20 protein-coding genes and 1 pseudogene are annotated in these 21,380 nt (G+C 42.6%); 6 read left to right on the top strand and 15 right to left on the bottom strand.

The features are described 5' to 3' along the window. Positions 1-106: 106 nt before the first annotated feature. Entirely contained in the window at positions 107-2,098 is a 1,992-nt protein-coding gene (locus MSG93_RS05485) for a TonB-dependent receptor plug domain-containing protein (protein ID WP_324620884.1), read from the bottom strand. Positions 2,099-2,599: 501 nt separating this feature from the next. Between MSG93_RS05485 and dsdA the strand changes: the two genes are divergently transcribed. Beyond that, positions 2,600-3,925 carry a D-serine ammonia-lyase gene (gene dsdA / locus MSG93_RS05480; RefSeq protein ID WP_324620882.1) on the top strand — a complete coding sequence of 442 codons (1,326 nt, stop codon included), beginning with the start codon at positions 2,600-2,602 and terminating at the stop codon, positions 3,923-3,925. A 109-nt stretch (positions 3,926-4,034) separates the two neighbouring features. On the opposite strand, the gene yddG is transcribed toward dsdA, so the two are convergent. From yddG to gltS, 4 genes are all read right to left on the bottom strand, one after another. Then, entirely contained in the window at positions 4,035-4,919 is an 885-nt protein-coding gene (yddG, locus tag MSG93_RS05475) for an aromatic amino acid DMT transporter YddG (protein ID WP_420714297.1), read from the bottom strand. 160 nt (positions 4,920-5,079) lie between these two features. Further along, positions 5,080-5,880 carry an SDR family NAD(P)-dependent oxidoreductase gene (locus tag MSG93_RS05470; protein WP_324620881.1) on the bottom strand — a complete coding sequence of 267 codons (801 nt, stop codon included), beginning with the start codon at positions 5,878-5,880 and terminating at the stop codon, positions 5,080-5,082. Between the two features lie 149 nt (positions 5,881-6,029). Continuing rightward, entirely contained in the window at positions 6,030-7,193 is a 1,164-nt protein-coding gene (locus tag MSG93_RS05465; RefSeq protein WP_005230450.1) for a zinc-dependent alcohol dehydrogenase, read from the bottom strand. Positions 7,194-7,479: 286 nt separating this feature from the next. Further along, a complete protein-coding gene (gene gltS / locus MSG93_RS05460) occupies positions 7,480-8,700 on the bottom strand; it encodes a sodium/glutamate symporter (RefSeq protein ID WP_005285842.1) in 1,221 nt (406 codons plus the stop codon). A 470-nt stretch (positions 8,701-9,170) separates the two neighbouring features. Here gltS and MSG93_RS05455 point away from each other — a divergent pair, with 470 nt between their 5' ends. Further along, positions 9,171-9,812, top strand: a complete 642-nt coding sequence (locus tag MSG93_RS05455) for an SOS response-associated peptidase (protein ID WP_324620880.1) — start codon at positions 9,171-9,173, stop codon at positions 9,810-9,812. A 540-nt stretch (positions 9,813-10,352) separates the two neighbouring features. Then, positions 10,353-10,706, top strand: a complete 354-nt coding sequence (locus MSG93_RS05450; RefSeq protein WP_005285847.1) for a hypothetical protein — start codon at positions 10,353-10,355, stop codon at positions 10,704-10,706. On the opposite strand, the gene MSG93_RS05445 is transcribed toward MSG93_RS05450, so the two are convergent. From MSG93_RS05445 to MSG93_RS05425, 5 genes are all read right to left on the bottom strand, one after another. Then, positions 10,693-11,163 carry a BLUF domain-containing protein gene (locus tag MSG93_RS05445; RefSeq protein WP_005230460.1) on the bottom strand — a complete coding sequence of 157 codons (471 nt, stop codon included), beginning with the start codon at positions 11,161-11,163 and terminating at the stop codon, positions 10,693-10,695. The genes MSG93_RS05450 and MSG93_RS05445 overlap by 14 nt on opposite strands. A 140-nt stretch (positions 11,164-11,303) precedes the next feature. Further along, a complete protein-coding gene (locus MSG93_RS05440) occupies positions 11,304-11,948 on the bottom strand; it encodes a glycosyltransferase (protein WP_324620879.1) in 645 nt (214 codons plus the stop codon). Then, positions 11,945-12,544 (bottom strand): class I SAM-dependent methyltransferase, encoded by a 600-nt coding sequence (locus tag MSG93_RS05435; RefSeq protein ID WP_324620878.1) that lies wholly within the window; start codon positions 12,542-12,544, stop codon positions 11,945-11,947. Before MSG93_RS05435 ends, MSG93_RS05440 begins: the two co-directional genes overlap by 4 nt. Continuing rightward, complete coding sequence (locus MSG93_RS05430) at positions 12,537-13,313, bottom strand: PIG-L family deacetylase (RefSeq protein ID WP_324620877.1); 777 nt, start codon at positions 13,311-13,313, stop codon at positions 12,537-12,539. Before MSG93_RS05430 ends, MSG93_RS05435 begins: the two co-directional genes overlap by 8 nt. Further along, positions 13,301-14,314, bottom strand: a complete 1,014-nt coding sequence (locus MSG93_RS05425; protein WP_324620876.1) for an acyl-CoA dehydrogenase — start codon at positions 14,312-14,314, stop codon at positions 13,301-13,303. Before MSG93_RS05425 ends, MSG93_RS05430 begins: the two co-directional genes overlap by 13 nt. A 262-nt stretch (positions 14,315-14,576) precedes the next feature. Here MSG93_RS05425 and MSG93_RS05420 point away from each other — a divergent pair, with 262 nt between their 5' ends. After that, positions 14,577-14,810, top strand: a complete 234-nt coding sequence (locus tag MSG93_RS05420) for a DUF2171 domain-containing protein (protein ID WP_005230470.1) — start codon at positions 14,577-14,579, stop codon at positions 14,808-14,810. A gap of 113 nt (positions 14,811-14,923) precedes the next feature. Here MSG93_RS05420 and MSG93_RS05415 read toward each other — a convergent pair whose 3' ends face one another. Both MSG93_RS05415 and MSG93_RS05410 read right to left on the bottom strand, forming a co-directional pair. After that, the gene (locus MSG93_RS05415) at positions 14,924-15,856 is read right to left on the bottom strand and encodes a lauroyl acyltransferase (protein WP_324620875.1); all 933 of its coding nucleotides are present in this window, start codon (positions 15,854-15,856) and stop codon (positions 14,924-14,926) included. Positions 15,857-16,256: 400 nt separating this feature from the next. Next, positions 16,257-17,432, bottom strand: a complete 1,176-nt coding sequence (locus tag MSG93_RS05410) for a benzoate/H(+) symporter BenE family transporter (RefSeq protein ID WP_324620874.1) — start codon at positions 17,430-17,432, stop codon at positions 16,257-16,259. A 94-nt stretch (positions 17,433-17,526) separates the two neighbouring features. On the opposite strand from MSG93_RS05410, the gene MSG93_RS05405 reads away from it, so the two are divergent. Beyond that, on the top strand, positions 17,527-18,096 hold the full coding sequence (locus MSG93_RS05405) for an XRE family transcriptional regulator (RefSeq protein ID WP_324620873.1): 570 nt from the start codon (positions 17,527-17,529) through the stop codon (positions 18,094-18,096). Positions 18,097-18,125: 29 nt separating this feature from the next. Here MSG93_RS05405 and MSG93_RS05400 read toward each other — a convergent pair whose 3' ends face one another. Together MSG93_RS05400 and mhpT are read right to left on the bottom strand one after the other, a co-directional pair. Next, complete coding sequence (locus MSG93_RS05400; protein ID WP_324620872.1) at positions 18,126-18,800, bottom strand: YjjG family noncanonical pyrimidine nucleotidase; 675 nt, start codon at positions 18,798-18,800, stop codon at positions 18,126-18,128. 174 nt (positions 18,801-18,974) lie between these two features. Beyond that, the gene (gene mhpT / locus MSG93_RS05395; RefSeq protein ID WP_324620871.1) at positions 18,975-20,231 is read right to left on the bottom strand and encodes a 3-(3-hydroxy-phenyl)propionate transporter MhpT; all 1,257 of its coding nucleotides are present in this window, start codon (positions 20,229-20,231) and stop codon (positions 18,975-18,977) included. Positions 20,232-20,394: 163 nt separating this feature from the next. Between mhpT and MSG93_RS05390 the strand changes: the two are divergent. Continuing rightward, a pseudogene (locus MSG93_RS05390) lies at positions 20,395-20,830 on the top strand (hypothetical protein). 87 nt (positions 20,831-20,917) lie between these two features. Here MSG93_RS05390 and MSG93_RS05385 read toward each other — a convergent pair. Then, positions 20,918-21,367, bottom strand: coding sequence for a YbaN family protein (locus MSG93_RS05385; RefSeq protein ID WP_005230506.1), 450 nt, complete (start codon positions 21,365-21,367; stop codon positions 20,918-20,920). Positions 21,368-21,380: the final 13 nt, after the last annotated feature.

The raw sequence follows: 21,380 nt of genomic DNA, 5'->3' as shown, positions 1-21,380 counted from the left end.
TTTATAAAAATAAACAACTTGGAATTAATTAAATGTTTAAAAATCGAAGTAAAGAATGCCTTGAAAATGATTTCTCAAGGCATCTTGTTGCGGTTAATATTCAAAATTAGAAGGTATAGGTCACACCAACATAATAGTTACGTCCCAGTTCTTTTTCATTGAATTTAATTCCCGCATCTTTGCCTTTTTCTTCCAGATTGACATCGGTCAGGTTACGGATACCTGCTCGTACAGTCACTGCGGGATCTACTTTGGCAGAGAGACCAAGATTGACCAAGGTATAATCAGGTAGTTTTTTCTGGTTAATGACCTGATCACCGATATAACTTGCACCCGCAGTTAGAGTTAACCATTCAAGCGGTTTTAAATTAAGATTGGTATTGGCTTGCAGGCGTGGACGCTCATCCAGACGTTTATGTGTTTCACTGTTTTTAGCATCAAGATAAGTGGCATTGGCATCAACAGAAAGCATAGGCAATAAATCAGCCTGTGCTGCCAGCTCTACTCCTTTGATCTTGACCCGGCCTAAGTTCACCCAGGCAGCGCCCGTGGGGCTGGATTCACCATTCGGATCAACGCTATAGGTAATATCACGGCTAATCATATCCTTAATTTTATTCTGGAATATAGTGACACTACCGTTCCAGCTTGCTTTACGGATGGATGCACTCATTTCATAGTTGTCGCTGGTTTCTGGCTCGAGGTTAGGATTGCCCCATAAGGTACACCCGCCGCCACAACTGACAATGCCATAATCTTTGGTCATTTGTGCCAGAGACGGCGCCTTAAAGGCTTGCCCATAGCCTCCCTTAAGCACAATATCATGTGAGAATTGATAAACCAGATAGGCTTTTGGGCTGAAATGCTGACCAAACATCTCATGATCATCATAACGGCCAGACAAGGATAAGGTCAGCGGATCGGTGATATGAATGTCATCCTGTACAAACACTGAAGATGTGCCAACTGAGGCCTTACCGGAGTTTTGATAGCTTACGCCGTCTTTGACTTCCTGATGATTGTATTCAACACCCGCAACAATGCCGTGAAGACTGACATCAAAATTACTATAGGCACGCAAGTTGGTATTATTTTCCTTCAAAGTACGATGCTTGGGCTCATCAAAGTCTGAATCATAGTCTTTAATTTCACTATTTTCCTGTTGTGCTGAAACGGTGGTTTTCCCCCAACTCCAGTCACCACGATGTGTTAGGCCAACGGAATGTCGTTCAATCTCCTGACTGGCAAAGCCCTCATTTAAACGACCAGTAGCGGGATAGTATTGATAGTCCGTCTGACCATACGGACGTTTATCCTTGTTATATCCTAAGTCAAGATCAAGATTCTGCTGATCATTGAGTTCATAGCTCAGGGTTGAGCGTAAGTTCTGGGTTTTCTTACCTTCAATATAATAGGCTGGCGTGGCTTGTTTGCCTTGTGAGAACCACGCATCACGGTCATATTGCTCTGCTGAAACCGATAAACCCAGTTTGTCGGTCAATGCACCAGATGCAGAGGCACCCAAGCGATATTGCTGTTTTCCTGCACCGCGATCGACCAGATGATATTCTGCATTGATTGTACCCTGCCATTCATCCGTTGGCTTTTTGGTAATGATGTTAATTACACCGCCAATCGCGTCTGAACCATAGAGCGCAGACATCGGTCCTCGAATCACTTCTACCCGCTCAATACTGGACAATGGAATCGAGCTAATATCCAGATCGGCATCGCGCCATAAGGCACCTGTAGAAGAAATACGTTTGCCATTGACCAGAATCAAGGTATATACCCCGTTTGATTCACGTACCCCACGGATGGTCAGTTTCTCGCGGCCCCCGCCATTATAATTTTGTACCCCGACGGTTTTACCCAAAACTTCCGCCAGACTATTTGCCGCGGATTGTTCGATCTGTTGTTTACTGACCACTGTGATTGAAGCGGGCGCCGTATCAGGGCTCTCCTCTGCCAGACTGGCAGTGACCACGATCGTGGGTAAGCTTGTGTCTGCTTGCTCGGTCTGATGCTGTTCTGCCCATACTGCAAACGGCGTCAAGGCTGCAATTGCAAGCACTAATTTTTTCTTTACCAAGACCATGTTGTCGCATTCTCCTTATTAATAACAATTTTCATTTGTTAGTTGTTATTATTTATAAAGTTTGCGCATCATAGCCATTTATTAATCCTTATTCAATAGTTGAAATTAATAATCATTCTTATTTATAGCTTTGTTTATCATTGATCATTTAAATCGTGGAATCTTCCCTATCGTTTACCTTGTGTTTTAGTCGGTAAAAATAATGCTCTTGCGTTTTTTTATTTATCCGCTTGTTTTGTATGGGGATCGTGGTTTTTATACTGTGTTCTTAGCTTGGCACCAGTGTATCGCATTGCTAAATATGCAGTTGAGTGATACGAATATCGCGTGCTAGAGGCAAACTAAACCACGATCACGATGATGATTTATAACTTTCATTATTTTTATCGCTTAAAGCTCTTTTTCTTGTTTTAATCTGAATTTGACTGAAATCATGAACCAAAAATAAAATTGCTTTAGCCAACGACTATGACCCATTATCCAAATTTTATGAGAAACTGAATGGATTCGAATCAAATTCAAGACCTTGTTACCCATTATCCGATTGTGAAAGACCTGATTGAACTGAAAGAAACAGTCTGGTTTAACCCATCATTTACTACGCTTGAGCAAGGCTTATCCTATGTCGGGTTAACGCAAGCGGATATTGATGATGCGCGTGACCGCTTACAACGTTTTGCACCCTACCTCATGGCAGTATTTCCGGAAACCCGTATCAGCCACGGCATTATCGAATCGGAGCTAAGCGCCATTCCAGAGATGCAGCAATCGCTTGAAACGCACTTCGAGCAAAAAATTGCAGGCAAACTCTGGTTGAAAAAAGACAGCCATTTGCCTATTTCAGGATCCATTAAAGCACGTGGAGGCATTTATGAAGTGCTTTTTCGCGCGGAGCAGCTCGCGTTACAAGCCAATCTACTCAGTCTTGACGACGATTATGCCAAACTGAACAGTGCAGAATTTAGAACATTTTTTAGTCAATACAGCATCGCAGTGGGTTCAACAGGTAATCTAGGACTCTCCATTGGCATCATGAGTGCAAAACTTGGCTTTGATGTCACGGTGCATATGTCAGCTGATGCACGACAATGGAAAAAAGACAAGTTACGCGCTCATGGCGTAACCGTGATTGAGTACGAGCAAGACTATGGTATTGCGGTGCAAGAAGGTCGGAAAGCAGCGCAAAAAAATCCGAACTGCTTTTTTATTGATGACGAAAATTCTAAGACCCTGTTCCTGGGCTATGCTGTTGCGGGTGAACGCTTAAAGAAACAGCTGGATCAACAGAAGATCCGCGTGGACCAGCAACATCCCCTCTTTGTTTATTTACCTTGCGGTGTGGGTGGTGGCCCTGGGGGTGTTGCATTTGGTCTAAAAATGGCGTTTGGCGATCACGTCCATTGCATCTTTGCCGAACCTACCCATTCCCCGTGTATGTTACTCGGTGTCGCGACGGGGCTACATGATGAAATTTCGGTTCAGGATATTGGGATTGACAATATTACGGCGGCAGATGGTCTCGCTGTGGGCCGTGCCTCAGGCTTTGTCGGCCGTGCCATGCAACGATTGTTAGATGGTTTTTATACACTGGACGATCAAACCATGTATCGCTTGCTCGGAATGCTCAACCAGTCCGAAAACCTGAAACTTGAGCCTTCTGCACTGGCAGGTATGCTCGGGCCAGTTTTAGTCAGTAAGTATCAAGATTATAAGGATCTACATCAATTGACTGAGCAGCAGTTACAGCATGCCAATCATATTGTATGGGGAACAGGTGGTGGCATGGTACCTGCAGAAGAAATGCAAAATTATCTGGCAAAGGCTTAGCATACTACTGTTTTTGATCTATCAAACAGCATCCAGCCTCGTGGATAGGATGATGCTGTTTGTTTTGGCTGATCCCTTTAGATGGTGGGAGTGCAGACATAAGGCCTGTTTATTTCTGTCGGGTTGCCACCCAGCACTGCACGGAACCGATACAGACCATGGCTGCACCTTGCCAGAACGACAAGGAAAGAGAGGTTTGTAAAACAAAGGCTGCCAGTGCAGCTGAAAATACGGGAATAAAGTAAGATGCACCCGCAAGCAATGTAACATTGCCATGTAGAATCCCGACGTTCCATGCAGCATAGCCAAAGCCCATCGCGGCAGCAGCAAGCACAAGATAAATCAGGGTATGCAGATCAAACTGCATCGGTTCGGCCCCCATGAGCATATATTTGACCCATAATGCCGCTGCCGTCAGCATAAAGAAAAGCGTGACACCATTTTTGCCATTGGCAATTCTGGCGGTGACTGTACAATACGCAGCCCAGATCAACGCACCCATAAAAGCCAAAGCATAGCTCAACGGATTATCTTGAATATTGGCTGTGATACTGACGAAATCAAGTCCCCGCTCCCCTCCAAGTACCCAGCAAATTCCCATCAGGGCAATGATAAAACCAGGAATAATCAAAAAATTTGTTTTTTGGTGATTAAAGACAATTGCGCAGACCATGGTCAGTGCGGGCCATAAGTAGTTCACCATACTGACTTCAATCGCTTGCTGACTGCTATTGGCATAACCAATAGATAAGGCCAGACAAAGCTCATAGGACACAAACAGTAAGCTGCCCCAGAACAGGTAGGTGCGCGGAAATTCGCGTAGCTTGGGAAATCCGACACTCAATAATAAAAACACCGAAGCCACGCTATATATCATGGCCGCTCCACCCGTTGCGCCCAGACTTTCACTGACACCACGAATTAGCCCGACAATTGAACTCCATAACAGCACCGCCATGAGTCCTATTAGGGTTGCATTTCTTTTGCTTATCATCCACTTAATCACTTATCAATTTTCATATTCTAATCAGGAAGAGCTCAATATTGATTCTTCACTTGAATATTAGAGTTTATAAGGATTCACTTTTTAGCATGACTCGTCTGTTTTGCACAGCAATCATGCTGAATTACTTAGAAATTCTATCGATCATTTGCTATGAATTTATGGTCGCACCCGCAGTCACATTGACAATTGTGGCGGTCATTGCACTGGCATGATCAGAGGCCAGAAATGTCACCGTTTCGGCAATTTGAGCCAGCGTCGGCAATCGTTTTAACATGGTACTTTGTGCAGCGCCATTGAGCCATTCATCCAAGGTGATGCCCATCGCTTGTGCTTTTAAGCTAAATAACTCGCGCGTATAAGAGCCTGCCTGAGCCGCATCCGCAATGGCATGGGAACGTACCCCAAGCACCCGAATATTCTTTGGACCAAGTTCACTGGCGAGTGCTTTGATAAATGCTTCGCTCCCGGCACAACCGACAATATGCCCCAAATGACCCGGGATCGCCATTGCGCCAGAGGGTGCAATGACGCTAATCATTGCTCCGATCGACTTTGTACCCATATAGGGGACGACGGCTTTTGCAATATTAAATTGAGCAGTTAAAAAAGGTGTGATGCCCTGCATAAATTCATGCTGGGTGAGTTCTGAAAGTTCCTTACCTTGGTTATGCATAAAACTTGTGGCATTGATCACAACATCGATACCACCCGTTAGCTCAGCCAACTGTTTTATCGCTGTTTGGGTCGCCTGTTCATCCAGTACATTCACAATAAAGGTTTTTACTCGACCTTCTACATTATGAATATGTGCTGCAACCTGATCCAATGTGTGCTGGTGTCGGGCGCCTAAATAGACAAAAGCACCTTCTCGGGCCAAGGTATCAGCGATCGCGTGACCTACTGCGCCACTGCCTCCAAAAATCACAGCAATTTTATTTTTAACTAACATGGAAGATGCTGCCTGTATTTTTTATTGATTGTTTATTGTACGCCTTTTAATTATCTGCAAGCGATTTCGAATTCTTTCTTATTTAAAAGTTAGTTGGAGCATAAAAAACCTCTAATATGACTTAGAGGTTTTTTACGTTTAATCAGTTTTTAAGGCGTAAGAATGACCTTACGGCATTCTTGTTCCCTGTTATCGAAAATACGATAACCTTCAGCTGCATCTTCTAGCTTCATCCGATGGGTAATAATCGCTTCAGGCGCAAGTTTACCGTCCTCAATCAATTCTAAGAGTTGAGGTAAAAAATGATGGACATGGGTTTGTCCCATCTTAAATGTCAGACCTTTATCAAAAGCATCGCCAAACAGAAAACCGTGAATAGGCCCTGCATATACTCCCGGTACACTGACGACGCCTCCACGGCGCACAGCGGCAATACATTGGCGTAGTACCACACCACTTGATCCTTCAAGTTTTAGATTGGTCAACAACGTTTCAATCACACTTCCCTTTGCCTCAAATCCAATCGCATCAATCACGGCATCAACACCACGATAATTGTCGGTATGCTGAATAATGTATTCAGCAGCATCAACCGCTTCAAAATCGACAGGAATGGCGCCATAGGCTTCTGCGGCATATTTCAATCGATATTGATTATGATCAACCATGAAGATCTTTTCTGCGCCCAGCATTTTGGCGCAGGCTGCACTGAGCAGACCTACCGGTCCGGCCCCATAGATGGCTAACGTGGAACCTTTGCTGACTTTTGCATTGGTCACTGCCTGCCATGCAGTGGGTAGAATATCAGTAAGAAAAAGCACTTTTTCATCCGACAATGAACCCGGGACTTTAAATGGACCTGCATTGGCCTTAGGGACACGTACGTATTCTGCCTGACCACCGGGAATGCCACCATAGAGATGGCTATAGCCAAATAATGCAGCACCTGAAGGAATCTGCTTTTTATTGACGATCGCACCTCGTCCGCTATTGGTGGTTTCACAGGCCGCGGTCAGATTTAACTGGCAAAAGAAACATTCGCCACAGGCAATCACGAAAGGAACGATAACCCGATCCCCCTTTTTGACCTGAGTGACAGCCGAACCCACCTCTTCAACAATGCCCATGAATTCATGACCAAAAATATCACCCTGCTCGGTTTGAGGGATTTTCCCCCGATACAGATGCAAGTCTGAACCACAAATTGCAGTAGCCGTCACCCTTAAAATAATATCGTCAGCTTCCTGAATGATGGGATCTGCTACCGTTTCAACACGGACATCTTCAGCACCGTGGTAAGTAAGCGCACGCATGGTTATTCCTTTAATTTATAAGATGTCATTTGATTATGGGCAGTGTTTTTTTACCGTTTGCAATAATTGTTAGCACTCACGTAAGCCATATTATGAATATGCAAAAGGATTTAAGGGTTTGTAACTAAACATGAAAAATAAAGGCGAACATTATAGGGATGGTATTCATCTCTTTTACTTTTAAGACAATAAAAAATGCCAGTTGATCAACTGGCATTTTCAATATGAATAATGAAGTTTCGGCAGAAATGCTCTTTAAACTTTCAAATAAAGTTACAACGACGTGTTAGAAAAAATTAATCAGGGTCTGGATGACCAGCGCATTAATAATATCCACAAAAAATGCCCCCGTCAGTGGAATAATCAGGAAGGCTTTATGCGAAGGTCCATAACTATTGGTAACGGCCTGAATATTGGCAATCGCCGTAGGTGTGGCCCCGAGGTTGACGCCACATTGTCCCGCACAAAGTACTGCTGCATCGTAATTTTTACCCATAACTTTAAAGGTGACAAAAAACAGGTAGAGTGCCAGAAACAAAGTTTGAGCAATCAGAATAATCAGCAAGGGACCTGCCAGTCCTGCCAATAGCCAAAGTTGTAACGACATTAATGCCATCGACAGGAATAAGGCTAAAGAGGCGTTACCAAATACGTCAATACAGCGGTCAAACAGCTTGATATTAAAGACATATTCCAAGGTATTACGGATGAATACACCACAACCTAAAGCCCAGACAAAAGTCGGTAATTCAAACCAGTAGCCTTTGGCAAAATCAGTCATAAAGTTGGCAAAGAAAATACACAGCGCAAACATGCCCAGGGTTTTTACCGCATCGTCTGCAGTAATCAGTCGGGTTTTTTCCGGATATTCAAACGGCGCTGTTTCATTTGCAGGAGGCGCTTCAGTGCGTTGCTGTGTTGGTGCAATCTCTTCAGCCAGTTGATAGCGGCGAATCAGAAGTTTGGCTACAGGACCTCCCATCATGCCACCAATGACCAAACCAAAGGTTGCACTTGCCATACCCAACACTACGGCACCCTGAATGCCATATTCATTTTCGAATATGCTGCCCCATGCGCTTGCAGTACCATGACCACCGGTTAAGGTCACCGAACCGGTAATCAGGCCAATCAATGGATCAAGACCTAAAGCAGTTGCCAGACTTATGCCCAAAACATTCTGTAGTATTACAAATGTAATCACACAGAACATAAACATAATCAGTGTTTTTCCACCTTCTTTAAGTTTTGACAGGCTGGCACTTAAACCGACTGAAGTAAAAAACACCAGCATGAAACTACGCTGAATGTCAGTATTAAAGTTCACCGTAATATTGAGTTGTGTGAACAGAAAATACGTGACAATTGCCGCTACAAGTCCCCCGATTACAGGTTCAGGCATATTGTAGCGTTTTAAAATACTCACTTTATTTACGAGGAAATAACCGATAAACAGTACAAAGACTGCAGTGACAATCGTACCAAAGATGTCAATATCAAAATTCATTGTTCACCAAATCAAAAACCTTGAGCAATGGGGCTGACGAAGGAAAACCTTGCCGTAAAGATAAAGCGAGCGATGGTAAAGCAATTATCCTGCTTTGTTTGTTACGCTTAGTAATTATCTGGCATTTTTGAATTAAAAAAATTGATATAAATACAATGATTTAATAACTTTAAAAGTTACGAATGGGGAAACTTTTAAATCCATTCATAAAATATCCCTCTTTCTGGCAATTTCTGTAATTGCATTATCACCATGAGATAATTTTCGAAAGCGACCCTCATTTAGAAAGTCTTAAACTTATTTGCTTCACCTGATATCCGCCGTTTCAATTTTTTTTAAGTCTCATACGCTTAGCATTAACCACCAAAACTTAACGCAGAGATGCAATCAAAATACAAAAAGTGCCTCATAAATAACCTGAGTTTGATGAACACTGAATGGATGTTTATTGATCATCTTTGGGTGGAGATATGTGTGCGAATTATCGACCTATTCATAAAAGCCGGGCTCACTTATTGGATTTATTCGAACCGACATTTGATTATAAAATGGATATTTATCCCGGGGACAGTAGTCCAATCCTGATCTCATCGAATGAAAAAGTACAATGGCGCTCTGCCCGTTTTGGACTCATTCCTTTTTGGGCCGAAGACTTGAAGCTGTCTCAACATACCTATAATGCACGCGCTGAAACAGTGGCTGAAAAAAACAGTTTTAGACATGCCTGGAAGAAAAATCAATTTGCTTTGGTCCCTGTGGATGCGATTTTCGAGCCTAAATATATTGATGGTAAGGCGCATTGGTATGCTATTTATCGGCAGGACAAAAAGCCTTTTACCGTTGCTGCCCTTTATGAACATGCGAGTGTGGACGGTCAGGAAATTCTTTCCATGACCATGCTGACCATCAATGCAGATACTCATCCTTTAATGAAACAGTTTCATTCGCCAGAACATGAAAAAAGATCTGTTGTGATCATTCCTGAAGGTCATCGTCTTGACTGGCTAAATACACAATATGCACAGGCTGTAGAACTGATTCGTGAGTTTTCAGCAGATGAATTTACTGCTGCACCGAAACACCAGATCGATAACTTTTTCTTCCCTGACTGAGGATAAACTTAATTAGAATTTTGATGGTTATTTGGTTTTCATTAATGAGGCAAAATAAAAACATAATAACGCCTTTGGGGTGAAGATAATCCCATGATCGAGTTTAATTAATTTTTTTAATAATCCTCTCTTTATTAGACAATACTGTATGTTGCGTTTTGTTAAAAATGTAAATTCAAGGGAAATGCTAAAAATTAATAAGTGATTGATTTTAAATAATTATAATAAATGTAAAAATGTAAATTTTGAGCAAAAAACATCCATTTGTAGGCAATATCTTACAAGCGTGTAAGCCAAAAGCTTATACACCAACTATTTGATTTTTTTAATAATTAGCTCGGTACATTTAAGCGCTCTTTACTATTCAATAGAAAGCTGAATATTAATGAAGAGATCCCGTAAAATAAAAAAGGCATCTTTATTAATATAAGAAATCTGAATAATAGAAAAGAATCTCAAATAACGTCTCAATATGTACTAATCTTTCCTCTGGTTACAGAGGAAAGATTTTTAAATTAACTTCAGGATAGGAAATAGAATATGTTTATTGCAAAAAATATCTTTGTCTTTTTACTATCAATGCTAGCCTTATGCCTGGTGATCATTTTCTTTAATTATCTCGGCTTCAATGAAACAGTTAATCTGATACTGTCCTCGTCCTTATTTGGCATGTTCATTACCTGGTATTTTAAAGGTACGGAATTATGTCTGGCCTTATTTAGTTTTTTCTATTGCGCCATGTTGATTATTAGCCAGAGTATGGAAGTGATCCTGATGTTTGGTACTTCCATCTCTGTGTATTTGTTCATGAGCAAACTGTTACCTAAGCTTAAAAACCTGAATTTTAAACTTGGCAGTAAACAGCTAGATAGTGATTCGCTTAGAACGGATTAACACCACGATTGACCATCCCCACTTTCTTAGCGACCGGCAGCGTGGTCTGTTCTGCGAGCAGCAACTCCTCGAGAAAAGCATTCAGGCTATTTGGCTCTAGACAGCCTGGATTAAAACTATTTTCTCCCAAGTTCAGAAAGAAAGTCTCAATATTGGTATTTCGCTGTACATATTTCATTGACCAGCGCTTAAACGTATATTGGTCAATGGGATCTGTGCCGAAATGTTTGACTTCAAGATGTCTTGCATCGGTTTTTATTTTTTCAAATAAACTTTCAACGATGGCTTGCTCTCCTTCCAGACATTGAAAAAAAGCATTATCGGCATAGTACAACACCCCATAGATACAATGTTGAGTATTGAAATCCCGGGCTTCGGTAAGAATGTCGCGTAAATCTTGCAGCAAATCATCGCTATTTTCATTGCGTTTGCTGGCATAACACAGTCGTATATTCATTAAGATTTCCGCAAACTATGAAAGTTTTTGTGAAGAAGAATTTTAAAAACTATCATATATTTACAGAATCAAGAATATTTAATTTTTTTATTTTCTCATTTTATTTTTTACCGTTTGTTCAATTTTATCTTAAATACCCATTAGAGTTGTTTTAAAAAGTGCGATAAGCCTTGTGGTGCACGGCCATGCAAGCGGCTGCTGGTGGTGACCCGGACCAGATTACTCCAGGTGATCTTGCAACATTGGGTCATGAATTTTTCAATTAAGGATACATCCTCATGGCAAGGAACCGGCTCAAATCCGCCAGCCTGAAGATAGGCATCTACACTAAAGCTTAAATTTGCTCCATGAATATGTTGATGATCCATGCTGTCCTGATAATGAGCCAGATATTTTTGCTGTTGTGATACGGATAAGGGATCGAGATCATCCAGCACCACGATTCCACAAATTGCATCTGTAGGTTGATGTTGCATCTGGCACAATAACCAGTCTGGATCAACAATCGTATCTGCATCTGTACAGGCAATCCAGTTCGCACCCTGCTGAATCAGATGACGGATTCCCAGATCCCTGGCCTTGCCTACACAGGCATAATCACATTCAATCCAGTTCACCTGATGTGCCTGTACAATCGAGCGGGACTGATCCGTACAACTGTCTAAAACCACCAAGATGTCGACCTGATCTTGCGGTATATGCTGAGTTGCCTGTTGAATGGACTGCAAACAGGCCGATAAAAACATTTCTTCATTATGCGCTGGAATTACAATACCGATTTTCATATTAATCCCTGTTGTTTGGCTAGAGAAGAAGGATTCACTGTCCAGATATCAATCATGAAATCCGGATCATTCAGACTTAAATAATGAGAGAACGGTAAAGACTGTTTTAAATGATGGTGAACTTGCAAGGCATCCAGTTCAAAATCCCGAATCTCATGCCGCCAGTGGCAACACAGGATTTCCCCTTGTGGCGTCAGGCTATGTTTGAGCTGACCGATCAATTGTTGCAACTCTACAGATGATAAATAATAGGCCACTTCACTGATCACAATCAGGTCAAACTTTTGTCCAGGAAAATTTTCGGGTATTTTGTGCTGTTGAACACTGACATGATCCAGATTCTGTAAACGTTGGGCAGCCAGTTGAACCGCATGCGCAGAAACATCTACACATAACAGCTGATGGCAACGTTTCGCCAGATGGATACTTAAATGGCCGTTGGAGCAGCCGATTTCCAGTACGCTGGGATAATGTTGCTGGGTCAGGACAGCCAGACAAATCTGCCTTTTACGTGCTTCATACCAGTGTTGATCGTAGCCCCAAGGATCATTACTCTGGTGATATAACACTTCAAAATATTGACTGAAATCATTCACAAAGATAAACCTCCCACGGCATCAACAACCGGTCGATGATCGCTGGAGATAGAACGGCCGCCTGACCGGTACTTTCATCCGCCTCAATCTGGCTTTTAAATTGCATAATGGCCTGACCTTTTTTGATTAATTGCGGCTCGGTTAAACGGTAAGCACGAGCCTTTTGCCAATCGATACGGGAGTCCAGAGGCCGAGCCCAGTGCCAGGCCCAGATCAGCACGTGTAAACAGTGCTGTTCATGAGCTGAAGCAAAGGCTTGTACGGTTTTACCGACGGCTTCGTGATCGGGATGCCCATCCTGTGCATAGCTACAAATCAGGATATCTTCCGCTTGAACCAGCTTGTCCAGTTGTTGCCACAGTTGCTGCTGGTGCAAATGAACCTGTCCATCGGGTAAATTGAGTGCAATGCGTTGAGCATGTTCAGCAACACCCAAACAGTCTAAAGCCGCTAAACTTTCTTGCGGACGAATCTGATCCAGTTGTTCTGGAGTGTATTTGGTAGAGTGTGGATGACTTTGTGTACCATTGCTCACTGCGAGGATCAGCAGACGGCAATTCAGTGTGATCAGCTGTTGCATTAAGCCCCCACACCCCAGAATTTCGTCATCAGGATGCGGTGCAACAATCACGATTCTTTTGGATTGAAATTTTTCAAGATTGAGCGGCGATAACGGTTGTTGTTCAAAGCTGTGTAGCCATTGTGCTTTTGAAGTTCCTCGCCCCTCAATGATGCGATCTTCAACCAGAGGATGATTTAGAGTTCCCACGACACCTGCTCCTCTAAACATCGTTCAGCAATCTGCTCATTATCAAATGCCGCATGACTTTGCCGAATAAATACCGGTAAATCTGCCATTAACCGGGCAAAGCTTGCCTGTTCACAAAATGGCCGCGCTCCCAGTGCCTTGCCAACGCCTTCTATAACGGCCAGACAACACTGTTCGGTTTGCGCACGCAGAATACGTACTTCGCGTTCATGACTAAGCTTTGGCTGACTGTCGATCAGTTGTGCCACGTGTTGAAAATATTGTCTGGTCACGCCCAGTTGAGCTGCCAGTTGACCCAAATACATTTTTTTAAAGGGATTGGGCGTAGTCAGGCAGCTGTGTTGCAGTTCGGCCATTAAGCGGACTGCTGCCCCATACCAGCAAGCTGCGACACCGGCAGCACCATGCCAGAAACCTGGCCGATCAAGATAGGCATTGGGGCTGGCGATCATGTTGACTGGGGTGTCCTGAAAGGTGACTCTGGCTGTCTGTGTGCCTTGCATGCCTACGGCGTGCCATTGATCTAGCTCAACCTTGAGCGAGACATGATCCAAGTCAGCAACGCAAAGTTGGGATTGTCCCTGTTGATCTTTAAAGCTGATTAATGCTTTTTGAATAAACTCGGCACCAGAGCACCACGGTTTAATGCCATGACAGCGCTCATTTTCGACCTGTAACGGTGCCGGCCCACCCTCTGCAGCCCAAATAGCCCACATTTCTTTATCATTTTCTTGGGTATAACCCAGTTCATGCAGAATGCTTAAGGCATCACAATGTGATTCAAAAAGCTTGGCTAAACTTAAATCACATCCCGCAATCTGGGCAAAGATTTGCCAGCGTTGATAAGTCTGTCCTGAAGCGGGTTCTGGCAAGCGCTCTAGTGTTTGAATCAACTGCTTGAGTACTCGTGGACGTTGCTGTTGTTGCGCTTCAGCTGTGTACTGCGCAAAGCAATTTAATATGTCAAAGATTGATCTTTTTATCGATATTTTACTATTCATTGTTAAAATATTAATTCATGACAGTTTATTTAAAAGTAAATGAAAAGTTACGTTTATTTAAATAGATGAATTGTAATAAAAAGATAATTCTTCATTAGTATTGAACTATTTATTTCGTTTTGTTTCATTGTTAACTAAAAGATAGGTTTAGGTGAAACTATAAAACCATCCTGTAAGGTTTATTTAAAACCCAACAATTACCCGAAAATATGCAGTAGCTTAGTGACTACCGTGTTGTGATACTTATAGAAGAGGTTTAGAAATGAGTACTTTAAATATTCAAGATATTAAAAAACATTCTGATGTAATTGCGTCTTGTGGCACCAAAGTGGGAACAGTTGACCATCTCGAGGGTGACAGCCAACTTAAATTGACGCGTGATGAAAACGATCAGCATCACCTGATCCCGACAGCCTGGATTGGTGAAGTCAAAGATGACAAAGTCATTCTGATTAAAAACTCTGAAGAAGTTAAGCAGCAGTGGCAAGCGATATAAGCCACTCGATGATCTAAAGTATTTGAGTGTGCTTATAAAAAACCGACCGCCATAATGGATTGGCGGTCGGTTTTTTTATTGTTGATATCAATAATAAATTAGAGACGACCCGATTATGAATATAGCGTAGCCTCGCCTAATGCTCTGGTTTTAAATCTTCGGTGAAACCACATATACTGGGTTGGATACATGCTGATCTGGTTTTCAATAATCAGATTCACTTTGGTGGCATCGGCAACTTCATCCCGACTCGGAAAATTTTCTAAGCGAGGTTCAAGTAAAATGTGATATTGAGGATTACGAATATCACCTTTTCGATAGAAAAATAAAGGAATCGCGGGGACTTTGGAAATATTCATCAGACGGCGATGCGCCGTTACGGTCGCGGCCTGAACATTAAAGAACGGTGCCATTACACCTTGTTTTAGACCGAAATCCTGATCTGGGCTATACCAGATTGCCCGCCCCTGTTTCAGATTGCTAATTAAACCTTTCATATCATTTTTGGAGATTTGATTTTTATAAATGGTGGCACGTGAGCGGCTGATCAGCATATCTAACAAAGGATTGTTTTGTGGACGATACACCACATCAAGATCGAAGAAGCAACTGCTGACATAACCTCCCGCATCCAGCAAGGTAGTGTGCGAACCCAATAACAGAATACCGGTCTCTCGTGCTTGTGAAATGTGCTCCAAGCCATGAATATGAATGCGGTTTCGATACCACTTCGGGCTGTACCAGGCATTCAGGGCCTCAAACAAGCCGATCATCATATTGAAAAACACCTGCTTCGCTTCAGCTTCTCTTTGTTGCTGGCTTTTTTCAGGAAAGCAGAGCTCGAAATTTCTTAAGGTGGTTTTTCGTCTGGATTTTAAAACTTTCCAGGCCAGTTTTGATAAAGCGTCAGCGAGTCGCCATTGTACCGCCCAAGGTAATATTGCAAATAACATTAAAATAGTCAGGCAAATCCATATCGCCCAGTATCGCGGTAATAAAAATGACCAATAAAACCGGCCTGTTTCATACTTCTGCTTTAAATCCATTTGAACGCATTTCTTAAGAAAAACTAAACAGCCTAGCATATAAAAAACTTTTATGTCGGACTGCTGCTACAAATACAACAATTCATTTGCTTTAATTTATATATGTACTGCAAAATGATATGAAAATATCAATAAAATATTGATTGTATGAAATAAAATAAATTAAGTAAGATAATATACATAATTAAATTATTGTGTGAAGCAGGTCTTATTTAAGCTTTTTATATTATAAACAAGGATAATCGAGCTCGTTTTTCCTGGCGGTATTTTTTATAAAATTTAAAAAAATTCTATAACTCTATCCTCACCTATTTAACCTAAGATTGCACAGTAAAAAAGCGATTATATTTAATTAATAATCGCTTTTTATATATAACAGATCCTGCAACAATATCCGATATTATCGGGCCGGTTTCACCAGAATCTGATAGGCAATAATCCCGCCGACCAGGCCCCAAAACGCTGAACCAATTCCTAGTAAGGTGATGCCTGATGCGGTGAGAAGAAAACAGATCATCGCTGCATCGCGGCCCTGTTCGTCTACTAATGATTGATGCAGACTGTTCATCAAGGTTGTCAATAATGCCAGTCCAGCCAGAATATGGATTAATACGCTTGGTAAGCCATTAAACAATATAAAAATGGCGCCGCCAAAAATCCCGGCGATTAAGTAAAAAATACCGGCCCAAGTCGATGCAATATAACGTTTTGCCGGATTAGGATGAACATCAGGCGCCATACAAAGCGCTGCGGTAATGGCTGCGATACAGATACTAAAACCACCCCACGGCGCTAAAATAATCGCGGTTAGAGAGGTACAGACCAGCAACATAGAGGTTTTAGGTGTATAACCACTGGCCTGCAAGATCGCAATACCTGGTGCATTTTGCGATGCCAGCGAAACGATAAAAAATGGAATCCCGACACCAATCAGCGTGGTCATGGTGAACTGCGGCTGGACGAAGGTGGGCAGCGTGAACACATTACCGGTCTGGGTAAAATGCAGGTCTCCGCTGATCCCTGCCACAACAATTCCGGTAATCAGCGTTGCAATAATGGCATAGAGTGGGAACCAGCGTCGGGTCAATACAAACGCCGCCAACATGGCAAGACACAGGGTAAAATTGACCTGTAAGGCTTCGAATGTACTTAAACCAAAACGTAACAGAATGCCTGCCAGCATGGCAGAAGCAATCGAGCGTGGAATATAGTTCATCAGCTTGGCAAAAATACCTGTCGCGCCACATAACAGCATCAGACCTGAAGCAAAGATAAACACACCCACCACTTCATTGATACTGACACCAGTCAGGCTGGTGGCAAGCAAGGCAATCCCGGGTGTCGACCACGCCGTTAAAATCGGGGTACGATAATAGAGTGACAATCCGATACTGGTGATGCCCATGCCGATGCCCAGCATCATCAGCCAGCTTCCTGTTTGCGAAGCATCCAGTCCCGCCCTTTCCAGCGCCTGTAAAATAATGGCCAAAGAACTGGCATAGCCGACCAGCACTGCCACAAGCCCGGTCATAATCATGGCTGGTGAGGAAGACCTAAAAAATGCTAAGTTACGCATAGGGAATACTTTACTGAAGAATGAAGGTAGAGTGACTAAAGTATCATCGTCTGTTATAACGGACAATCATTTTTATTCAAGAAGACGTTTATTTATGCAAGATATTCCACCCAATGTTGCTGAAGCTTTAAAAAGCTTGAGAACCGAGCGCGGTTTGAGTTTAAGCCAAACTGCTGAATTGACCGGTGTCAGTAAAGCAATGCTCGGTCAAATCGAGCTGGGCAAGTCGAGTCCGACGGTAGCAACGCTCTGGAAAATCGCGACCGGATTCAATATTGCATTTTCGACTTTTCTTGAAGGTGGACAATCTCAAACCGCACCGGAAATCCATCATTTCAGAGACTTACCTGTTTTTGAACAGGATCATTCAGGCATGCGGGTCAGTCCCCTGATTGCTTTTGATGAGCAACTTCGCATGGATGTGCTAAAGATTGAATTACTGCCCGGCGCAAGCAGTGAATCCAGCCCGCATGAAGCAGGCGTGATTGAACATATCATTGTATTTGCTGGGGTATTGCAGCTACAGCTTGAAGGGGTTAATCACACGGTGGCAGCTGGAGAATCGATCCGCTTTCACGCCGATATTCCCCATACCTATGCCAATACGGGTGAACAGAGTGTGATCATGCACAATATTATTCACTATCCACACCCTGCCCCTTGAACCTTTAACAACAATGGCAAGTTTTTGTTTTATAGAATCTGAGTCAGGTCGGACAGATGTTGAATGGTATACGTGATATTCAGATCCTGTTCATTCTTGATTTGTTTGGGATTGTACCAGCAGGTTGGAATTTCACATGAAGAGGCACCCTTGATGTCTGCTTCAAGACTGTCACCAATAAAAAGAATTTCTTCTTTGGCAATCTTACTTCTGGCTAAACAGGTCTGGAAAAAACGCTGATCAGGTTTTTCATAACCGACATCATCAGATACATACAGATCAGAGAAATGTGGCAATAGACCGGCCAAGTGTAAACGTGCCTTTTGCTGAAGCAGAATGCTATTCGAGGCGGCGAAGAGTTTATATTTTTGGCTTAAATATTGAATTGCTTCTGCGGCACCCTCTTCAAGGGTATGTTCTTTGGCCAGATTGCCTTGAAAGGTATCGCGAAAATGATCGTGATTAATATCCACTTTCAAAGCAGTAAATAGTTGTTTAAAGCGGTTATTAATTACGTCCTGTACCGTAATTTCACCTAACTTCTGTCTTTCCCATAAAAGATGGTTAATGTGTTTATAAGTGGTATAGGTCAGATCATCATGATGTAAATTAAATTCTCCGAAGGATTTTACAAATGCCGAGCGATTGGCCACGCTAAAATTCAGCAAGGTATCATCAATATCAAAGAAAATCGCCTTATACATCCTACTTTTCCTATCGGTTCATCCTAAAATCGGCATTATTTTATTATACCGATACGCCAAAACACAATGTAATGCCGCATTATCGAGGTACTGCCATTAAACGGGCTAAAATAAAAAAGGAAATAGCATGGCTATTCCCTGATATTGCGGTGATAACAAAGTCTAAAAATCAAATCACAGGGTCAAGACCTTAAGCGCGTCTTTGTCTTCGGTTGAATGTGTCGGTTTACGAAGTAAGATCAGTGCCGAGATGGCAGCCAATAAAATCATCGGAATACTTGAGGCAATCACCACAATTTCACTTTGTCCGGTTCCCAGTAAATAGCCCGCCACTAATGGACCAGAAAAGGCACCGATCCTGCCAATAGCAACAGCAGCACCGACGCCGGTTCCCCGCATCTCTGTTGGATAATACTTGGCTGCCAAAGTATATAAAATCGACTGGCAACCAATCACAAACATACCGCATCCACTGGCGAATAAGGTGAAGCTAAATGCACTATTGGAATAAGCCAGTCCGATCAGTGAAATCAGAATGCCGGTATAAACACCTGCAACAATCAGGAATTTATTTAACCGGTCCAGCATAAAGCCCAAAATCAGGATGCCAATCGAACCGCCCAGATTAAAGCCAATCTGGATATAACTGGCTTGTGCTTTATTCAGACCTAATCCAGAAATGAGGGTCGGTAACCAGTTCTGGAATAGCGCTAATACCAGAAGTGTGCCGAAGAAACTCAACCATAAACTGGACGTAATCAGTATACGGGGTTTCGCAAATAGGACCGTCATCAAACTTGGGCGTGTTGCCGGACTGTTTGCTGTTTTATTTAGATAGGCTTTCGATTCAGGTAAAAAGACAATCAGAATAGGGACAAGTAATAAAGGTGCGATGCCACCGAAATAAAAGATATGCCGCCATTCATGATCGGCAGTCAGTGACAAAGCCACCACGGAAGTGAGCACTCCACCAATCGGCATACCACAATACATGGCACTCACTGCTGTGGCCTTATATTTTTCACTCACCGCCTCGGACACCATGGTAATTACAAGCGGTAATGCCCCACCCATGCCTAATCCGGTCAGAAATCTCACCAGAAGCAAGCTGTTCAGTTGTTGGGTAAAAGGTGTCAGTAATGACATCACGCCAAAAATCAGAATACAGCTAATGAATACTTTCTTACGCCCAATTGAATCGGCCAGTCTTCCTGCAAGCATGGCGCCAGGTAAAGTACCGAGCACCGCTGCACTAAACACCCAGCCCATCTCGGTACTGCTCAGTAACATTTCTGCTTTCATTCTGGGTGCAGCAACGCCCATCGACTGCAAATCAAAACCTTCGATAATGGCAAACAGAAAACAAAGTAGTAAGGTGATCACTGCTGCTTTTTTTGAGGAATGCAACGTGGCGTGCGTATCCTTGAACATGTCCATATTCCTTATGATTATTCGATTTTTTAATCTCTTGTATATTATCCTGAGTTGACATATTTTGAGAGAAAGCGAAAAAAGACTAGCAGAGCAAATGGCGTTACGCAATATGTATTAAAATTATGCAATACGTAACCTTGAGGCGGTCGAGGGTATTTGATTGAAATATAAGACCAAGACCATACTCTATGTGCTTTTATTGGCGCCGATTCCTTTATTAGTGTTTATGGCCTTGCTGTTTATCTTGCTGAATAGTGAATTTAAACCTTATTCACTATTTATGATTTTTAGTTGGACATTTTCTGGTTTATCTCGCCTATTGCATTTTAACCGTTCCTTTCTCCTTGTTATTGTCACTCGGCTTAAACCACTATCGGTGCCTGAATTTTTTTATGATTTGTCTGAGTGCATTATTGATTGCAGCCCCTTTGTTTATTGTTCTGGAATGGAGCCATACCGGCCAACTGCCAAAACAATGGGGCGTGCTCTATGATGATATCTTTGCGTTCTTTATCGCCTTGATTCCAGCAGTGTGCTACTGGTTGATATTAATTAATCTGAAATCGAATCACTCGATAAATGAGTTGGAGCGATAAAATTATGTCGAAGCAGCTAAATGCTGCATCCTCTGAGCCAGATGTTATTTCCTCAGGCCAGATAGAACATTTGGATAATACACAGGATTAGCGACCATGATCCCTGCTCCACATCCAGATCAACACCGCAGCCATACAGGCAATTAAAGGATAGACCAGCCACGGATGTGGAATGGTCCAGAGCATGATGACTGCAGCAATGCTCATACTCACGGTTGACATGTATTTGGCTTTTTTGGGAATGCGGCGGTTGTGCTGCCATTCTTTGAGCATAGGCCCGATAAAGCGATGATTAAGGAACCATTGATGCAGTTTTTCTGAGCCTCTGGCTGCAAAGAAAACTGCCAATAATATAAAATCAACCGTCGGCAGACCTGGAATAAAAATTCCAAGTATGCCGAGTGCAATACATAACCAGGCCAGACAGATAAAGAGTAATCGCCACCAGACCGAGCGTGCTAATTTGCTTGCCGGCTGTGAGGGTTGTGACACAACCTTGCTATTCACATCATGATTCATGCGATCAATATTCTCCATACCTGCTCATCCT

The organism is Acinetobacter sp. IK40, assembly GCF_035615075.1.
Lineage (GTDB): Bacteria > Pseudomonadota > Gammaproteobacteria > Pseudomonadales > Moraxellaceae > Acinetobacter > Acinetobacter courvalinii.
This window is presented reverse-complemented; position numbering and strand designations above follow the sequence as displayed.

Excerpts from the sequence above, each read along its gene's own strand:
- MSG93_RS05485 (WP_324620884.1), bottom strand. The coding sequence starts at position 2,098 with ATGGTCTTGGTAAAGAAAAAATTAGTGCTTGCAATTGCAGCCTTGACG.
- dsdA (WP_324620882.1), top strand. The coding sequence starts at position 2,600 with ATGGATTCGAATCAAATTCAAGACCTTGTTACCCATTATCCGATTGTG.
- yddG (WP_420714297.1), bottom strand. The coding sequence starts at position 4,919 with ATGATAAGCAAAAGAAATGCAACCCTAATAGGACTCATGGCGGTGCTG.
- MSG93_RS05470 (WP_324620881.1), bottom strand. The coding sequence starts at position 5,880 with ATGTTAGTTAAAAATAAAATTGCTGTGATTTTTGGAGGCAGTGGCGCA.
- MSG93_RS05465 (WP_005230450.1), bottom strand. The coding sequence starts at position 7,193 with ATGCGTGCGCTTACTTACCACGGTGCTGAAGATGTCCGTGTTGAAACG.
- gltS (WP_005285842.1), bottom strand. The coding sequence starts at position 8,700 with ATGAATTTTGATATTGACATCTTTGGTACGATTGTCACTGCAGTCTTT.
- MSG93_RS05455 (WP_324620880.1), top strand. The coding sequence starts at position 9,171 with ATGTGTGCGAATTATCGACCTATTCATAAAAGCCGGGCTCACTTATTG.
- MSG93_RS05450 (WP_005285847.1), top strand. The coding sequence starts at position 10,353 with ATGTTTATTGCAAAAAATATCTTTGTCTTTTTACTATCAATGCTAGCC.
- MSG93_RS05445 (WP_005230460.1), bottom strand. The coding sequence starts at position 11,163 with ATGAATATACGACTGTGTTATGCCAGCAAACGCAATGAAAATAGCGAT.
- MSG93_RS05440 (WP_324620879.1), bottom strand. The coding sequence starts at position 11,948 with ATGAAAATCGGTATTGTAATTCCAGCGCATAATGAAGAAATGTTTTTA.
- MSG93_RS05425 (WP_324620876.1), bottom strand. The coding sequence starts at position 14,314 with ATGAATAGTAAAATATCGATAAAAAGATCAATCTTTGACATATTAAAT.
- MSG93_RS05420 (WP_005230470.1), top strand. The coding sequence starts at position 14,577 with ATGAGTACTTTAAATATTCAAGATATTAAAAAACATTCTGATGTAATT.
- MSG93_RS05415 (WP_324620875.1), bottom strand. The coding sequence starts at position 15,856 with ATGGATTTAAAGCAGAAGTATGAAACAGGCCGGTTTTATTGGTCATTT.
- MSG93_RS05410 (WP_324620874.1), bottom strand. The coding sequence starts at position 17,432 with ATGCGTAACTTAGCATTTTTTAGGTCTTCCTCACCAGCCATGATTATG.
- MSG93_RS05405 (WP_324620873.1), top strand. The coding sequence starts at position 17,527 with ATGCAAGATATTCCACCCAATGTTGCTGAAGCTTTAAAAAGCTTGAGA.
- MSG93_RS05400 (WP_324620872.1), bottom strand. The coding sequence starts at position 18,800 with ATGTATAAGGCGATTTTCTTTGATATTGATGATACCTTGCTGAATTTT.
- mhpT (WP_324620871.1), bottom strand. The coding sequence starts at position 20,231 with ATGTTCAAGGATACGCACGCCACGTTGCATTCCTCAAAAAAAGCAGCA.
- MSG93_RS05385 (WP_005230506.1), bottom strand. The coding sequence starts at position 21,367 with ATGGAGAATATTGATCGCATGAATCATGATGTGAATAGCAAGGTTGTG.